General features: G+C 72.9%; 15 protein-coding genes and 1 pseudogene. 8 read left to right on the top strand and 8 right to left on the bottom strand.

Annotation, left to right across the window (positions count from 1 at the left end):
• Nucleotides 1–4: 4 nt before the first annotated feature.
• The gene (fxsT, locus tag AB0K28_RS44465) at nt 5–3,565 is read right to left on the bottom strand and encodes an FxSxx-COOH system tetratricopeptide repeat protein (protein ID WP_364382681.1); all 3,561 of its coding nucleotides are present in this window, start codon (nt 3,563–3,565) and stop codon (nt 5–7) included.
• Nucleotides 3,566–3,615: 50 nt separating this feature from the next.
• The gene (gene fxsA, locus AB0K28_RS44460) at nt 3,616–3,798 is read right to left on the bottom strand and encodes an FxSxx-COOH cyclophane-containing RiPP peptide (RefSeq protein ID WP_345385306.1); all 183 of its coding nucleotides are present in this window, start codon (nt 3,796–3,798) and stop codon (nt 3,616–3,618) included.
• 104 nt (nt 3,799–3,902) lie between these two features.
• Here fxsA and AB0K28_RS44455 point away from each other — a divergent pair, with 104 nt between their 5' ends.
• Together AB0K28_RS44455 and AB0K28_RS44450 are read left to right on the top strand one after the other, a co-directional pair.
• Entirely contained in the window at nt 3,903–5,012 is a 1,110-nt protein-coding gene (locus AB0K28_RS44455) for an FxsB family cyclophane-forming radical SAM/SPASM peptide maturase (protein ID WP_364382678.1), read from the top strand.
• The gene (locus AB0K28_RS44450) at nt 5,009–6,424 is read left to right on the top strand and encodes an HEXXH motif-containing putative peptide modification protein (protein WP_364382675.1); all 1,416 of its coding nucleotides are present in this window, start codon (nt 5,009–5,011) and stop codon (nt 6,422–6,424) included. Before AB0K28_RS44455 ends, AB0K28_RS44450 begins: the two co-directional genes overlap by 4 nt.
• Nucleotides 6,425–6,699: 275 nt before the next feature.
• Here AB0K28_RS44450 and AB0K28_RS44445 read toward each other — a convergent pair whose 3' ends face one another.
• Nucleotides 6,700–7,275 carry a TetR family transcriptional regulator gene (locus tag AB0K28_RS44445; RefSeq protein ID WP_364382672.1) on the bottom strand — a complete coding sequence of 192 codons (576 nt, stop codon included), beginning with the start codon at nt 7,273–7,275 and terminating at the stop codon, nt 6,700–6,702.
• Between the two features lie 104 nt (nt 7,276–7,379).
• Here AB0K28_RS44445 and AB0K28_RS44440 point away from each other — a divergent pair, with 104 nt between their 5' ends.
• From AB0K28_RS44440 to AB0K28_RS44430, 3 genes are all read left to right on the top strand, one after another.
• Complete coding sequence (locus tag AB0K28_RS44440) at nt 7,380–8,864, top strand: aldehyde dehydrogenase family protein (RefSeq protein ID WP_364382669.1); 1,485 nt, start codon at nt 7,380–7,382, stop codon at nt 8,862–8,864.
• A gap of 127 nt (nt 8,865–8,991) precedes the next feature.
• The gene (locus tag AB0K28_RS44435) at nt 8,992–9,225 is read left to right on the top strand and encodes a DUF2945 domain-containing protein (protein ID WP_345385312.1); all 234 of its coding nucleotides are present in this window, start codon (nt 8,992–8,994) and stop codon (nt 9,223–9,225) included.
• Nucleotides 9,222–9,551: a DUF3140 domain-containing protein gene (locus AB0K28_RS44430; RefSeq protein ID WP_364382665.1), complete on the top strand. Its 330-nt coding sequence runs from the start codon at nt 9,222–9,224 to the stop codon at nt 9,549–9,551. The genes AB0K28_RS44435 and AB0K28_RS44430 overlap by 4 nt, the downstream gene beginning before the upstream one ends.
• Here the strand turns inward: AB0K28_RS44430 and AB0K28_RS44425 are convergent.
• The 4 genes from AB0K28_RS44425 to AB0K28_RS44410 form a co-directional block, all read right to left on the bottom strand.
• On the bottom strand, nt 9,544–10,227 hold the full coding sequence (locus AB0K28_RS44425) for an alpha/beta hydrolase (protein WP_364382662.1): 684 nt from the start codon (nt 10,225–10,227) through the stop codon (nt 9,544–9,546). The genes AB0K28_RS44430 and AB0K28_RS44425 overlap by 8 nt on opposite strands.
• Nucleotides 10,228–10,375: 148 nt before the next feature.
• Nucleotides 10,376–10,612: a hypothetical protein gene (locus tag AB0K28_RS44420; protein ID WP_345385315.1), complete on the bottom strand. Its 237-nt coding sequence runs from the start codon at nt 10,610–10,612 to the stop codon at nt 10,376–10,378.
• A 101-nt stretch (nt 10,613–10,713) separates the two neighbouring features.
• A complete protein-coding gene (locus AB0K28_RS44415; protein ID WP_364382659.1) occupies nt 10,714–11,664 on the bottom strand; it encodes an alpha/beta fold hydrolase in 951 nt (316 codons plus the stop codon).
• Nucleotides 11,665–11,723: 59 nt separating this feature from the next.
• Nucleotides 11,724–12,176, bottom strand: a complete 453-nt coding sequence (locus AB0K28_RS44410; protein WP_364382656.1) for a MarR family transcriptional regulator — start codon at nt 12,174–12,176, stop codon at nt 11,724–11,726.
• 179 nt (nt 12,177–12,355) lie between these two features.
• On the opposite strand from AB0K28_RS44410, the gene AB0K28_RS44405 reads away from it, so the two are divergent.
• From AB0K28_RS44405 to AB0K28_RS44395, 3 genes are all read left to right on the top strand, one after another.
• On the top strand, nt 12,356–13,408 hold the full coding sequence (locus AB0K28_RS44405; RefSeq protein WP_364382653.1) for an LLM class flavin-dependent oxidoreductase: 1,053 nt from the start codon (nt 12,356–12,358) through the stop codon (nt 13,406–13,408).
• Entirely contained in the window at nt 13,405–13,959 is a 555-nt protein-coding gene (locus AB0K28_RS44400) for an NAD(P)H-dependent oxidoreductase (protein WP_364382650.1), read from the top strand. The genes AB0K28_RS44405 and AB0K28_RS44400 overlap by 4 nt, the downstream gene beginning before the upstream one ends.
• Nucleotides 13,960–14,038: 79 nt before the next feature.
• Entirely contained in the window at nt 14,039–15,232 is a 1,194-nt protein-coding gene (locus AB0K28_RS44395; RefSeq protein WP_364382647.1) for an MFS transporter, read from the top strand.
• 4 nt (nt 15,233–15,236) lie between these two features.
• On the opposite strand, the pseudogene AB0K28_RS44390 reads toward AB0K28_RS44395, so the two are convergent.
• A pseudogene (locus AB0K28_RS44390) lies at nt 15,237–15,892 on the bottom strand (rhamnogalacturonan lyase); the annotation flags it as partial.

Raw genomic sequence — 15,892 nt, 5'->3', positions numbered from 1 at the left:
CATGTCAGTTCCCGAGGATCTCGATCTCGACGGCGTGCCGGACGCCCGCCTCGGCTCCCGGGTGGCCGACCAGGCGGCGCCGGGTGTTGGTCAGGTTCTCCTGCACGGCCAGCGTGCGCGGATGCTCGGGGCCGAAGGTCCTCGACAGACAGTCCCACGCGCGTTCCTCCAGGACCAGGGCCTCGGCCGGCTCGTGCGCCACCAGCCGGCCGGCCAGCGTCACGGCGGCGGCCAGCGTGTACGGGTGCCGCGTCCCGAGCCGCCTGCGCAGCGCCTCGTGCGCCTGCCTGGCCGGCTCCAGCGCCTCGGCGTCCGCTCCCGCGGCGGCCAGGTAGGTGGCCAGGTTGACCCGGGCGGCGTGGGTGAAGGGGTGCTCGGCCTGCATGGCGGCCAGGCCGTCGGCCACGTGCCGCGCGTTGCCCGCCGCCTCCGCGTGCTCGCCGCGCGCGTGCAGGTCGGCGGCGAAGCCGGCCTGGCAGAGCAGCGCGTACAGGTGCCGGCCGCCGACCAGGGAGCGCAGCTCCTCCAGCGTCTCGCGGTCGCGGGCCAGCGCCTCGAAGGGGCGGCCGAGCATGCGTTCGGCGGCGGCGAGGCTGCTCTGCATGCGCAGCATGAGCAGGGTGCGCGGGTCGCCCTTGGCGCTCCTGCTCGCCAGCTGGTCGAGCCCGGCGCGGAGCAGGTCGTACGACTCCTGGTAGCGGCCGAGGTCGCGCAGCAGCACCCCGGCGGTCAGCGCGGTGCGCCACAGCCCGAGGTCGCTCTCGCCGAACAGCGCCCGCCGCCGGTCCATGCGCTGCCTGGCCAGCTCGTACGCCCGGTGCGGCCGGCCGTTGAGCGAGGCCGACAGCGCCAGGCTGTTGAGCACCTTGCTCGTCCACTCGTGGTCGGGGCCGAACACGCGGTGCATGCCCTCGTACGCCACCGAGTCCCAGTGGTAGGCCTCGTCGAAGTCGCCGACGGCACGCAGGTCGGCCGCGTGGACCTGGGCGGCGATGTACCGGAGCGGATGGCCGCGCCGGTCGCCGCTGAGCTCCTGGAGCGCCTGCCCGGACAGCGCGTAGGCGGTCTCGGGCCGGTCGAGCACGCGGTGGACGTTGGCCAGCTCCATGCGCAGCCGGTTGACCAGGTCGGGCCTGGCCTCCGCGCCGGGCGCGGTCCAGCTGCGCAGCGCGCGGTCACCGATGGCGACCGCCTTGTCCCAGGCGCTGCGGTCGCCGAGCAGGAACAGGAAGCGGACCTGCCCGATGATCCAGCGCCTGACCATCTCCTCGCCGCACTCGATCGCGCCCGACGGGAACACGTGCCTGCCCAGCTCCAGGTACATCCCGGCGTCGGGGCCCTCGGTGTCGGCGGGCGCGTGCCTGGCCAGCAGCGCGAGCACCTGGCGGCGGCGCTCCTCGACCTGCGCGGCCGGCATGCGGGCGCGGACCAGGCTCGCGGTCACGCGGTGCACGCGCAGCCGCCCGCCGGGGCCGGGCTCGGCCCTGGCCAGGGCGTGCTCGTGCAGCAGGCGCAGCAGGGCGTCCACCATGAGGCCGTCGCCGTACTCGCCGATCAGCGCGACCGCGTAGTCGCGCGAGGCGGTGGAGTGGGCCAGGCTCAGCGGGACGCCGTCGGAGGAGACGAACGTCAGCGCCTCCAGCAGCCACGGGGCGCCCTCGCCGCCCGGCACCCCGCGCAGCAGGTCGAGCATCAGCTCCACCATGACGGCGTGCACGTCGTCGGGGCGGCCCTGCTCGCGCAGGTCGCGCCTGATCCGCTGGTAGGTGAACAGGAAGCGGTCGACAGTGATCGTCCGCAGGTCGTCGATCGTGCGGCGGGGGCGCTGCGCGCTGGTCAGCTCGCGCTCCATCCACGCCCTGGCCATGGACAGGGCCAGCGGCAGGTGTTCGACGGTGGCGGCGACCTTGGCCGCGCCGCTCTCGCTGAGCAGCTCGTCGCCCGAGGTCAGCAGCTCGACGGCGTCGGCGGCGGCGAGCTTGCCGACCTCGACGGGGCTGAAGTCGCCGGGCCAGCCGGTCGCGCGGGAGGTGACGATGACATGGCCGTACGGGCCCTGCGGGACGAGGCCGGCGATGGCGTCGGGGCGATCGGCCTCGTCGAACACCAGCAGCCAGCGGCCGGACTCGGGGCTCGCCAGGTGCTCCTTCAGCACGGTCACCGCGTCCTCGCGGGGCGGCAGGCCCAGCTCCTGGCCCAGCCTGCGCAGCCCCTCGCGGGCGGAGTAGACGTCCTCGGCGTGCAGCCAGTGCACGACGTCGTACGCGCCGCGGAAGCGGTGGGCGTACTCCAGGACCAGCGCGCTCTTGCCGCGACCTGCCGGGCCCGTGACCACGCAGCGTCCCGTGCCGTCCCACCGGGGTCCCAGCTGGGCGCGCAGCTGGGTCAGCAGCGCCTGGCGGCCGGTGAAACCCTCGTCGCGCTGCGGCAGCTCCGACAGGGCGGGGCCGCGGCCGGGGAAGCGGGCGGTGCCCGTGCCCTCGCCGCCGGCGACGTACGCGCCGCCGACCCCGAGCGCGGCCTGCAGCTCGGCGGCGGCCTCCGCCTCGTGCAGGCCACGCAGGTCCAGCTCCACCTCGCCCGCCGGTGCGGCGCCGGCGCCCTTGCCGTCGACCAGCACGCGGATCAGGCCGCGGCCCGGCAGCGGCGCGGCCCGGCCTCCCCTGCGCTGCCAGTCGAGGCCCGACGGCTCGCCCGGCGGGCCGACGACCAGCACGGCCGTGTGCGCGTCGCCGGCCAGCAGGTCGACCGGCGTGCGCGAGAGGTAGTCGGCCTTGGTGAGGCTGTCGGCCCTGACGCCCCACAGGTCGAGCTGGGCGGCGATCCACTCGGCCCACACGTCGTAGCCGGGGACGTACACGATGGAGACGTGGCGCAGTGTCGTGACCGCGCCGCCGCTCAGCAGCTCGACCAGGCGTTCGTAGGCGGCCCGCTGAGTGCCGCCCGAACCCGGCGGCTCGGTGAGGACGGCGAGGTCGTCGGAGAAGTAGGCGGCGCTGTCGTAGGGCACCTCGACGGCGATGTCCGTGCCGAAGCCGGCCGTGGCCCGCTGCCTGGCCGTGCGCAGCAGGTCCTCGCCCTCGTGGGAGACCATCGTGGGCAGCGGCACGACCGGGGTGCCGGCCGCGCGCATCTGGCGGGCCGTGGCCGCCGCCTCGTCGATGCCGTACGGGCTGAGCCAGAAGCACACCACGGCGCTGTCGCAGGACCGGATCACCGGCGACGGCTCCGCGCCTGGCCTGAGGTTGACCAGCACGTAGTCGTAGGGGGCGGCGGCGTCGATCTCCTCGCCGGTCAGCACCGCGTGCCGCACGACCTGGCCGGGCAGGTCGACGGCGATCTCCAGGCCCGACCAGTCGCCGGGGCCCGCCGTACGCGGCTCACCAGGGCGTTCCGGCAGGAAACGGCTCAGGTAATGGCGCAACGCGGGCGCCTGCGGCTCCTCATCGAGCACGAGGACGCGTTTTCCCGCCTCGGCGAGAAGAAGTGCGCAGTTGCACAGCGCCATGGTGCGGCCGAGGCCGGCCCGGGTCGAGAAAAAACCGATCACACGAGCTTTCGTCATCGTGTCCACCGCCCGCGCCTTCGCTCTATGCCGACATCGCGCCCTCGGACCTAATCCTTACCTGCGCCGGGCAGGCATGTGTCGTGACCGAGGAAATAAGTTTCCGATGGATCGTCCGTGTCCGCCAGCAGCCTGCGCACGGCGCGGCTGAGTGCGCTGTCGGGCAGCTGCGCCACCGCTTCCAGGTCGAGGTCCGACAGGTCCGGCAGCTCTGAACGGAGAATCTCATCCACCTGTCCCCCAGGACCGAAATCGTAGTCAATTTCCGGTTACTCGGATATTATCCGTTGAGCGTTTCCCGGAGCATTGGACAGCAGTGCATTTATTTCCCGCAGCCATGCCGGAGAGTTTTCGCACATTCGTTCTCAAAGTCCACAGCCGGTGTGATCTGGCCTGCGATCACTGTTACATTTACGAATCCGCTGACCAGAGCTGGCGTGACCGTCCCCTCATGATGAGCGCCCGCACCGCCGCGGCGACGGCGGCCCGCATCGAGGAGCACGCGGCGGCCCACGGGCTGCGCTCGGTCAACGTCGTCCTGCACGGCGGGGAGCCGCTGCTGTGCGGGCCCGCCCACCTGCGCACCCTGCTCGCCACCTTCGCCGGGATGTCCGTCCGCGCCCACCTCACCGTCCAGACCAACGGGCTGCGGCTCGGGCCCGCCTTCCTCGACCTGTTCGACGAGTTCCGCGTCCGGGTCGGCGTCAGCATGGACGGCGGGCGGGCCGCCCACGACCGGCACCGCAGGACGCGTGCCGGGCGCGGCAGCTACGACCGGGTCAGGGCCGCCGTCGAGACGCTGGCCGCCCGCGAGGGGCGCTTCGCCGGGCTACTGTGCACGATCGACCTGCGCAACGACCCCGTCGAGGTGTACGAGGAGCTCATCTCCCTCCGGCCGCCCGCCGTCGACTTCCTGCTGCCGCACGGCAACTGGTCGCAGCCGCCGCCCGGACGGGTGCCCAGGGGCGGGACCCCGTACGCGGACTGGCTGATCGCCGTCTTCGACCGCTGGTACGGCGCGGTCCCGCCGGAGACCTCCGTACGCGTCCTGGAGGGGATCCTCGTGCTGCACCTGGGCGGCCGGTCGGGCACCGAGGGCATCGGGCCAGAGCCCGCGGCCGTCGTGGTCGTGGAGAGCGACGGGTCGATCGAGCAGAGCGACGCGCTCAAGTCCGCCTACCAGGGGGCCGCCGCGACCGGGCTGCACGTCGCCACCGACCCCTTCGACGCCGTCTTCGGCCTGCCCGGGGTGGCCGTCCGCCGGCCGCCTCCGTCCGCCTGCCTGGCCTGCCCGCGCGTACGGGTGTGCGGCGGCGGGCACGTCGCGCACCGCTACCGCGACGGGGCCGGCTTCGACCGGCCCAGCGTCTACTGCCCCGACCTGTACCGGCTGATCGGGCACATCGGCTCCAGGGTGACCGGCGACCTCGCCCGGCTCGGCGGATGATCCGCGGCTTCGCCCTCTCCCCCGCCGCACTCGACGACCTGGCACGCGGCGGCCCGGTCCCCGGCGACCCGGCCGCGATGGAGCGCGGCAAGAACATCCTGCTCCTGCACGCGGTCGTCGCCCGCAGCCGCGCCCTGGACCACCCAGGCGCCCCGGCCACCGCGGACGCTTACCGGCTCCTTGCCCGCATCCAGCAAGCCGCCCCTTCCGCAGCGGCGGAAGCTTTGGGCTACCCCCTCCTCGGCACCTGGGCCTCCACCACAGTGGCAGCCCTGAACCGCGGAGAAGACGCCACTCCCCAACGCCTCGCCGCCCTCGCCGCCACCGCCGCCCTCATGGCCGGCATCCCCGGAACAGCTTCTTTCACCACAAGCACGGAAATGGCCGAACTCCCCGGCCTCGGCCGCCTCCTCCTCCCAGGAGTCCCCGCCAACGAACCGGTCACCCTGCTCATCCCCACCCCCAGCCCGCCACGCGCCGCCGCAGACTCCCCAGCCAGCCTCACCCCTCACCACCAGCCGGCGGCCGCCGCAAGCGGGCCAGCCGACCCCACCTCTCGCCACCAGCCGAGCGCCATCGGCGGACCGGTCGGTCCCCCTTCCGCCTGCCTTGAGGTGGCCGGTGAGCGCTTTCCTCTCCCCCATGACCTACGCGTGACCGTGGCGGTCGGTGGGGCGCGGTGGGAAGGGGTGCGGGACGTCGGGTTTCTGCTGGATGATGTGGATCCCTGGCGGTTTCCTGGGCCGATTCAGCCGTTGGGGCGACTGTCCGACGTCGAGGCGGAGGCTTGGGGGGCGGTGCTCGATCAAGCCCGGGGAGTGCTCAAGGCTCGGCATCCGGGGGTGGCGCGGGCGCTGGAAGGCATCACCAAGGTCGTGGTGCCGATCGCGCCGCCTGAGGCGGGCACGCGGAGTGCGACGGCGCGCACCGCGTACGGGAGTGTCGCGATGTCGTGGCCGCATGACCCGCGGTCGGCGGCGCTCACGCTGGCCCACGAGGTGCAGCACGCCAAGCTGACCATGCTGATGGACCTGTTCGACCTGGTACGTCCGGGCGCGCGGGGCCACTACTACGCGCCCTGGCGCGACGACCCGAGGCCGGCGGCGGCGCTGCTGCAGGGTGCGTACGCGCACATGGGGGTGGCCGGGTTCTGGCGGGCCGAGCGCCACGTGGCGGCCGACCCCGAGGTGGCGCACAGCGAGTTCGCCCGCTGGCGGGACGCGGCGCACGAGGCCTGCCTGACCCTGCTCACCAGCGGCACGGTCACGGCGCTCGGCCGCCGCTTCGTCGAGGGCATGCTGGAGACGCTCGCGGCCTGGCGAGCGGAACGCGTCCCGGCGGAGGCGTCGGCGCTGGCCCACCGCGCCGCCACCCGCCACCGCCTCCAATGGGCCGCCCGCCACGACACCTGACCCATCGGCCTCACTTGCTCAGAGGCGCACGTCACGACATGACGAACGCCGACCGGCAGGAGACGCGGGCCTCGGCTCACGTGCGAGCCGGCGGGAGAACGCTGAGGCAGTCAGCGGCCGGCCAGGGGCGGCGGGCGGTGCGGGTCAGGACCTCCCGGCGCATGCAAAGGCACGGTAGGCAGCGCGGGTCAGGGCCTCCCGATGGGGGGTGAAGGCGCGGCGGGCAGTGCGAATCAGGGCCCCAGCGGAGGCGAAGGCGCGGCGGGCGGTGCTGGTCAGGGCCTCTTGGTGGGGGTGAAGGCGCGGTGGACGGCGGCGGCGAGGGCGGCGCGGCGGCGGTTGTGTTCCGCCTCGGGGTCGTCTTCTGTCGCGGTGTAGATGATGCCGGCCGGTGACCAGGTCATGGCCAGGGCGATGACCATGGCGTGCACGTCGGCGGGGTCGAACGCGGGATCGATGTGGCCGGCGGCTTGGGCCTCGGCGATGGCGCCGGCCTTGGGCACCTCATCGGCCGCGGAGAACAGGTAGCCGGTGGGGGTGCGTTCGAGCCTGGCCCAGGTGGCCAGGCGGACGAGCTGCGGCCGGTCGAGGTAGGCGTCGTAGAGCCGGACGGCGTAGCCGGGCAGGTCGTCGGGGGTCAGCGGCGCGACGTCGAGCACGCCCTGGACCTGGTCGGCCAGGACGGCGTCGAACAGGTCCTCCTTGCTGCCGTACTTGGCGTACATGACGGCCTTGCTGACCTTGGCCTCGGCGGCGATGCGATCGACGCGGGCGCCCGCGATGCCGTAGGCGGCGAACTCGGCGGCGGCGGCGTCGAGGAGGCGCCGCCTGCTGGCCTCTCCTCTCCCCATGCGGGCGATTCTAGAACGAACTGGTTCGTTTGCGCGAACCGCGCGGATGGGGTTACGGTCGGTCGCATCAGAACAAACTAGTTCGTTTTGGAGAGACAACCCTGATGACTGCTCCCCTCACCCTGAGCCCCTCCGAGCGTCCCGCGCCCGCCTTCCTCGGCGACGGCACCCCCAAGCGGCTGCTGATCGGCGGCGCCTGGGTGCCCGCGCGGTCGGGCGAGACGTTCGAGACCCGCGACCCGGCCACCGGTCAGGTGCTGGCCGACGTGTCCGCCGCCGGCCCCGACGACGTCGCCGCCGCCGTGGCCGCCGCCCGCCGCGCCTTCGAGGCGCCCTCGTGGGCGGACATCACCCCGTACGAGCGCAGCAAAGTGCTGCTGCGCATCGCCGACGTGATCGAGACGCACACCGAGGAACTGGCCGTGCTCGACTCGCTCGACATGGGCGGGCCGCTGTGGCTGACGCGCTGGATGGTGGAGCACGCGGTGGAGGTGTTCCGCCACTACGCGGGCTGGCCGACGAAGATCTACGGGCGGTCCGGGCCGTCGGACCCCTCGACCCTCGCCTACACCGTCCGCCAGCCGCTCGGCGTGGTCGCCGCCATCACCGCGTGGAACGGCCCGATCCTGCAGCTCGCCTGGAAGCTGGCCCCCGCGCTGGCGACCGGCAACACGGTCGTCGCCAAGCCCGCCGCCTGGTCGCCGCTGTCCGCGCTGCGCGTCGGCGAGCTGCTGGCGGAGACCGGGCTGCCGGCCGGCGTGGTGAACATCGTCACCGGCGGCGCCCCGACGGGCGAGGCCATGACGGGCCACCCGGACGTCGACAAGATCTCCTTCACCGGCTCGCTCGCCGTGGGCCGGCGCATCCTGGAGGTCTCCAGCAGGGACCTCAAGCGCGTCACGCTAGAGCTGGGGGGCAAGTCGCCGACCATCGTCTTCGACGACGCCGACCTGGAGGCGGCGGCGAAGGGCGCGGTGGCGGGGTTCGCGCAGGGCAGCGGCCAGGGCTGCGTGGCGGGCAGCCGCATCTTCGTGCAGGAGCCGGTCCGTGAGCGGTTCCGGGAGCTGCTCGTACGGGAGATGCGCTCGTACGCGCTGGGCGACCCGTTCCATCCCGGGACCAAGGCCGGGCCGCTCGCCACGCGGGAGCACTTCGACCGGGTGGCGGCGTACCTGGACGTGGCCAGGGAGGAGGGCGGCGTCCTGCACACCGCCGGCGAGCTCGGCCACGGCCTCTACATGCCGCCCACGCTGGTGGAGCAGGCCGGTCCCGGCGCCCGCGTCGTACGGGAGGAGATCTTCGGCCCCGTCGCGGCGCTGCTGACCTTCACCGACCTCGACGACGCCGTCGCCCAGGGCAACGACACGATCTACGGCCTGTCGGCGTCGGTGTGGACCAGGGACCTCGGCCGCGCCCACCGCGCCGCCGCCCGCCTGCGCGCCGGCACCGTGTGGATCAACACCTTCGGCGAGATGAGCGCGGGGAGCCTGCCGTTCGGCGGGTTCAAGCAGTCGGGGCTGGGCCGCGAGCACGGCCTCGAAGTCCTGGACGCCTACACCGAGACCAAGACCGTCATGGTCCGGCTCTGAGTCCGGCCCTGAGCCCGGCCCCCGAGTCCGGCCCCCGAGTCCGGTTCTGAGGGGGCTTGACCTCGCCATGGCGGTATCCGTGCCCGCCGTGGGGCCTGCGCAGGTCTGGCCGGGTAGGGCGCAGCTCATGACGAAGAAGCGGAAGCAGGAGCCGTCCGTCGGCGACGAGGTCACCTGGAAGAGCCACGGCTCCACCGCCCACGGCAAGGTCGAGAAGAAGGTCACCGGCAGGCAGGAGGAGGCGGGCCGCACGGTCGCCGCCTCGCCCGATGAGCCCCAGTACGTCGTCCGCAGCGAGAAGAGCGGCAAGAAGGCGGTGCACAAGCCGTCGGCGCTGCGCAAGGGCAAGGGGTCGCGGTGAGCGAGGATCACGAGACGGTCGCCAAGGAGTTCGGCGAGGCGGTGAACATGACCGCCAAGGAGCTGGAGCACTGGCTGGACAGCGACGACTCCAAGGCGGTCGGGCAGAAGGACGGCGGCGGCGAGTCCACCGGCCACGAGTCGGGCCGGCGGATCGTCCAGCTGCTGCGCGCCAAGAGGTCCGACCTGACGGATGACGACTTCGCGCACATGCGCAAGGTGGTCGGCTACGTCCACCGGCACCTGGCGCAGCGGCCCTCGGGTGACGTCAAGGAGACCAAGTGGCGCTACTCGCTGATGAACTGGGGGCACGACCCGCTCAAGTGACGCCCACCGAACGAGCCGGCTCGCCACTGACCTGGGCCAGGTAGTCGGCCAGCTCGCGTGGGCGGGAGACCATCACCATGTGGCCGCCGGGCAGCTCGTCGGGCACGATGCCGAGCCGTTCCTTGACGTGCCGGCGGACGAAGTCGGGGGTGAAGAGGCGGTCGTCGCGGCAGAGCGCGTACCGGGTGGGGACGTCCGGCCAGGCGGGCAGCGGCCACGGCGCGCCGGTGGCCCGGTCCATGCTGAGGTCGCCGGCCGCCGCCGCGTCCTCGGCGGTCACCCGGTCGGCCAGGTCGCGCGGGACGTCGTTCCAGAACAGCTCGTACTCGTCGTCGGTGCCGGACGCGGGCCGGCCGCTGCGCTCCCACCAGGCCTCTGGCGACTCCCCCGGGCTCGGGATCATGGCGGTGACCAGCACCAGCGCGGCCACTTCGAGGCGGGCGCAGACCAGGGGCCCCACGAAGCCGCCCCACGAGTGCGCCACCACGACCAGCGGCCGCCGCTCACCGACCGCCTCGACGACGGCGTCGGCGTAGGTCCACAGGTCCGCCTCTGGGTCGGACATGGGCAGGGTGACGGCGACGGTGTCGTGGCCGCGGGCGCGCAGCTCGGGTTCGAGCAGGTGCCAGTCGTACGCGCTGCCACCGCCGCCGTGGATGAGAGCGAAAGTCGTCATACCCGTACGGACCGGCGACGCCCCGGAAACTCATCGGCCGTGCTGAAGCGTGACCGAGAAGCACGCATGGGGCCGCCGAGCGTGACCTCCTGCTCGCGGCGCCGGCATGAGGACGCCCCCGGGCGCGGCCGGGGGCGTCTGCGGAATGTCAGGCGACCAGGCGTTTGCGGAGCAGTTCCTTGGCCTGCTCCGCGCCCTTGTGGCTCTCGGCCTGGGCGCGGCGGAAGAAGCCGGCCAGCTCGTCGTCGCCCGTACGCTCGGCGTCGGCGATGTAGTTCTCCAGCCGCAGCACGTTGCTCAGGCACTGCTCGACGAACCAGATGAGGTTGTAGTCCTTGTCCTGGGTGCCGGTGACCTTGCCGGTCTCCTGGCCTGACGGATTCATGTGTCTCCTCCTAGCCTTCGGACGGTCGGGTCCCCCTCGTGGACCGGCGGCGTGGCCGGTCGCCTCCGTCCTCCTGCCCGGCAGGCGCGCGTTATGCGCTCTCAGCGCCTCCGTGTGGTGAAGTCCAGCAGGAGGGCGGCGGTGCGCTGGGGGTCCTCCAGGATGGGGGTGTGTCCGAGGCCGGGCAGCAGCTCGACCGTCGCGCCCGGCACCTTCCGGTAGTCGGCGGCGGAGGACGAGCGCCATCTGCCGTCGTCCGCGCCGAACAGCACCAGCAGCGGTTCGCCGAGGCTCGCCAGCCTTTCGGGCAGTGCGCGTTGCCGCAGGTACTCCGTGGTCTCCCGCATCGTCGTGGTGAGGGTGTGGAAGGTCATCAGGCGGACCTCGTCCACGAGCTCCTGGGGCACCTCGAAGCCGGGACGGCTGAACGCGGTGCGGCCGAAGCGGAGGATCTGCTCGTCCTCGGGTGGCCACCGCGCCGGGTCCAGGGGCAGCGGTTCCTGCGGGATGTACGCCTCCAGGCTCGGCCCCGTGTTGATGAGCGCGAGCGCGTCCACCAGGCCGGGCCGCAGCTCGGCGAGGGCGGTGGCCACCACGCCGCCGCTGGAGTGGCCGGCCACGACGGCGTGCTCCATGCCGAGCCGGTCGAGTGCCTCGCCGACGCGGCGGGCCTGGTCGGGCGTCGCGTAACTGCGGTCGTCCGGCTTGCCCGACCTGCCGTGTCCGAGCAGGTCGATCCTGATGACGTGGTGCCGCTCCGCCAGCAGCGGGACCATCGCGTCCCACGAGCGGAGCGAGGAGGCGGAGCCGTGGACGAGCAGGAGTGCGGGCGCGTCGCGCGGGCCGTCCTGGCAGACGTGGAGCTCCCCGTCGTCCAGCGACAGCGTGCGGCTCCCGGTGGCGCCGGCGTCCTGTGACGGCGCGGGTCTCTCGCTGGAGCCGGTGTCCTGTGACGGCGCGGGTCTCTCGCTGGAGCCGGTGTCCTGTGACGGCGTATATCTCTGGGCGGGGCCTGCGCTCTGCGCGCGCGGCCCGCTGTCGGAAACAGTCATGCCGTCACTGTGGCGTCGGCCGGGTGGCGGCGTATTGGACGAATGTTCCCCCGTCGGCGTTACCGGGCGTCGTCCGGCGGGGTGAGGCGGGTCCAGATGGCGGCGAGGGTTTCGAGGTCGTCGTCGTCGAGCCGGTCGAAGAAGAGCCGGCGCAGGTCGCTGTGCTGGCGGCGCCACGCCTTGCGCATCAGGGCGCGGCCCTCCTTGGTCAGGTGGACCTCGAAGCCGCGCCCGTCGTCGGCCGAGCGCCGCCGCTCGATGAGGCCGCGCCGCTCCAGCCGGTCGGCGAGCCGGGTGAACCCGCCGCTCGACATCAGCCGCTGCTGGGCCAGCTCCGACATGCGCACGCCCTTGCGGCCCGCCTCGCCGAGCAGCGCGAGCACGCTGTATTCGGCCATGCTCACCCCGAGGGGCGCGAGCCCGGCCTCGATCTCGCGCCAGATGCGGTCGTGGGTGACCAGGAACCCGCGCCACGCCGCGTCCTCGAGCTCTGACAGCCTCTCCGTCGCCATGGGCAGCACCGTATCGGCCCGCGCACGGCCGCGCCAGCCGCACCTGCCTGCCTGCACAGCAAAGCTCAGCCAAGGATGCACACCACCGGCCCAAGCGACCACCAGCGGAATCTCCCGGAATAATTGCTTGCGCAAGCAGATTAGAGCACAATGACCGAACCCAGAGATAGGAGAACGACATGTCGTTCGAGATCGGCATCATGACGTTCGGCGAGCTGACGGAGGACCCCGCGACGGGACGGCTCCCCTCCCCCAGGCAGCGCGTCCGCGAGACGATCGAGCAGGCGCAACTCGCCGACCAGGTGGGCCTCGACGTCTTCGGCGTGGGTGAGCATCACAGGTCCGACTTCGTCGGCTCGGCGCCGTCGATCCTGCTGGCCGCCGCCGCCGAGCGCACCGAGCGGATCAGGCTGACCAGCGCGGTCACCGTGCTCAGCTCGGAGGACCCGGTACGCGTGTGGGAGCAGTTCGCCACCATCGACCTGCTGTCGGCCGGCCGGGCGGAGATCATCGCTGGGCGCGGCTCGTACACGGAGTCGTTCCCGCTGTTCGGCTACGACCTGAAGGACTACGCGGAGCTGTTCCGCGAGAAGCTCGGCCTGCTGCTCGCCATCCGCGACCGCAACCCGCTCACCTGGCGGGGCCGCTTCCGTCCGCCCCTGTACGAGGCGGACGTCGCGCCGCGCGCCGACGGCGGCACAATCCCGATCTGGGTCGGGGTCGGCGGGTCACCGGCGTCGGCGATCAGCACCGGCAGGCTCGGCCTGCCGATGGCGCTGGCCCTGCTGCTCGGGCCGATGACGACGCACGAGGAGACCGTACGGCTCTACCGGGCCGCCGCGGCGGAGGCCGGCCACGACGCCGCCGCGCTGCCCGTCAGCATCAACGCCCACGGGTACGTCGGCCGCACCAGCCAGGCCGCCCGCGACACCATGTACCCCTACTTCGCCAGGGGCATGCTGGACAACAACCACCAGCGCGGGGCCGGTTTCCCGCTGTCGAGGCCGGTGTTCGACGCGCAGGCGACGCCCGCGGCCGGGCTGCTGGTCGGCAGCGCGCAGGAGGTCGCCGACAAGCTGCTCGCCTACCACGAGCTGTACGGGGTGACGCGGGCCATCATCCAGATGGGCTTCGGCGGCATGCCGCAGAAGGAGCACCTGGCCGCCATCGAACGCCTCGGCACCGAGGTGGCTCCCCTGGTGCGCCGCGAGGTGGAGAGGAGCGCGGCATGACCTTGCGCGTCGTGGTGGTCAACGGCAGCCCGAACGAGCCGTCCAAGACGATGGGGCTGGTGGACGTCGTCCTCGCCACGCTGGACGGCATGATGCCGATCGAGGTGGCGCGGATCGACGTCTACCGGCTCGGCCCCGGCTTCACCGGCGCGGCCGAGCGCGACGACGTCACGCCGGAGGTCGAGTCCAAGCTGCGACTGGCTGAGGAGGCGGATCTGCTGGTGGCGGCGGCGCCGGTGTACAGGGGCTCGTATCCGGGGATGTTCAAGCACTTCTTCGACCTCGTGGAGCAGTACGCGCTGGCCGGCAAGCCGGTGCTGCTGGCTGCGACGGGCGGCGGGGAGCACCACGCGCTGATGCTGGAGCACGCGCTGCGCCCGCTGTTCGGCTTCTTCCAGGCGCTGACCGTGCCGGTGGCGATCTTCGCGTCGGCCGGCGACTTCGACGGCACGCTCCTCCTCAACCCGCGCGTCCACGGACGCGTCGAGCTCGCCCTGGCGGACGTGGCGGACCTGCTGCGAGCGCGCGCGACGAGTCCGGCGCCCTCCTGACCACCCCGCCCGAATTGTCCATAGAGATCACCCTTAGCATGCAGGGGTACCCCCGGCCACGGACAGGAGACCCCGCTGCATGGACCTCGCCACCCGCCGGCGCCGGCAGGCCCTCTTCCTGCTCTTCTTCCTCCCCGGCATCGCCCTGTCGTCGTGGGTGACCCGCACCCCCGACATCCGTGACCGGCTGGAGGCCTCCACCGGCGAGATGGGGTGGATCCTGTTCGGGCTCTCGCTGGGCTCGATGGCGGGCATCCTCTGCTCGGGGCGGCTCACCTCCCGCTTCGGCACCCGCCCGGTCATCGCGGTGGGCACCGCCCTGCTCGTCGCCGCGCTGGCCATGCTGAGCGGCGGCACCCTCCTGTCGTCGGTGCCGCTGGTGGTGGCGGGGCTGTTCACGTTCGGGATGGGAGTGGGCGCCGGCGAGGTCGCGGTGAACGTCGACGCCACCGACATCGAGCGCGCCACCGGCCGGACCACCATGCCCATGCTGCACGGCTGCTTCAGCCTGGGCACGGTGGCCGGCGCCGGGGCCGGCATCGCGGCCACCGCCGCCCGGCTGCCGGTGCACTGGCACCTGGCCGCCGTCACGGTGATCGCCGTCGTGCTGATGCTGTACGCCGTCCGCGCCATCCCCGCCGGCACCGGCCGCGCCGCCGCGCAGGACGGCGGGCCCCGCGAGCGGCCGAAGCTGTGGAAGGACGCGAAGCTCCTCATGATCGGCGCGATCGTGCTCGCGATGGCGCTGGCCGAGGGCGCGGCCAACGACTGGCTGCCGCTGCTCATGGTGGACGGGCACGGCGTGGACGCCGCGTCCGGGTCGCTCGTCTACACGGGGTTCGCCGCCGCGATGACGATCGGCCGGTTCTGCGGCACGTACGTCCTCGACCGGTTCGGCCGCACCCTCGTGGTCCGCGCGAGCGCCGTGTCGGGTGCGGTCGGCCTGCTGCTGGTGATCTTCTCCGACAGCGCCGTGCTGGCCGGGGCGGCGGTGCTGTTCTGGGGGCTCGGCGCGTCACTCGGCTTCCCCGTCGCGCTGTCGGCGGCGGGCGAGACCGGGCCCGACGAGACCGCCCGCGTCAGCCTGGTCGCCACCATCGGCTACGTGGCCTTCCTCGTCGGACCGCCCGGTCTCGGCTTCCTCGGGGATCACTGGGGGCTGCGGCCGGCGATGCTGGTCGTGCTCGCGTTCGTCGCCTGTGCCGCCTTCCTCGCCTCCGCCGTCGACACCCGCCGCACCACCCCTGCTGCGGTGGGCGGCGAGGCGTCGTAGCGGCTCAGCGTACGTACACGTCGGGCCTGGGCGGGGTGCTCATGCCGGCGCCGATGAAGAAGCTCGGGTGCGGCGGCTGGTTGTAGGCGGTGTTCTGCCAGGCCAGCGCCACCCGGTACTGCGGGTCGTGCAGCAGCGTGTGGATCTTGGTGGCGGTGGCGTGCGGGGTGGCGTAGATGCGCAGGGCGCGGTCGTCGCTCGTCGGCCAGATGACCTCTTCGCGCCAGTCGCCCAGGATGTCGCCCGACAGGGACGGGGTGGCCTTGGTGCCGTTGTTGGAGTGCACGCCTGAGGCCGTGAGCAGGCGGGTGTCGCCGCCGGTGCCGTACTTGTCGATGCGGGTCTGGTCCAGCAGTTCTCTCACCGGGTCGGCGTCCCACCAGGCCAGGAAGTTCGCCGAGGACGGCTTGCGGCCGACGTTGCCGCCGGTGACGCCGCGCAGGTTCGACTCTGCCGCCGACCAGAACTCGCCCGCCCCGCTCGCCGCCGAGATGTCGCCGGCCACTCCCCGGCCGTTGTCGTTGCCCGAGGCGGTGGACCAGAGGATGCCGCCGTTGCGCGGGTTGATGTAGAGGGAGCCGGGCTGGGAGGTGGACTCGCTGACCTTGAAGTATTCGAGGCCGGACCTGGCGGGGTCGAAGTCGCCGAGGTGCTGGGCGT

The sequence above is a fragment of the Nonomuraea sp. NPDC049504 genome, assembly GCF_040676845.1.
GTDB lineage: Bacteria > Actinomycetota > Actinomycetes > Streptosporangiales > Streptosporangiaceae > Nonomuraea > Nonomuraea salmonea.
Note: the sequence above shows the minus strand (reverse complement) of the source record. Positions and strands in the feature narration are given on the sequence as shown.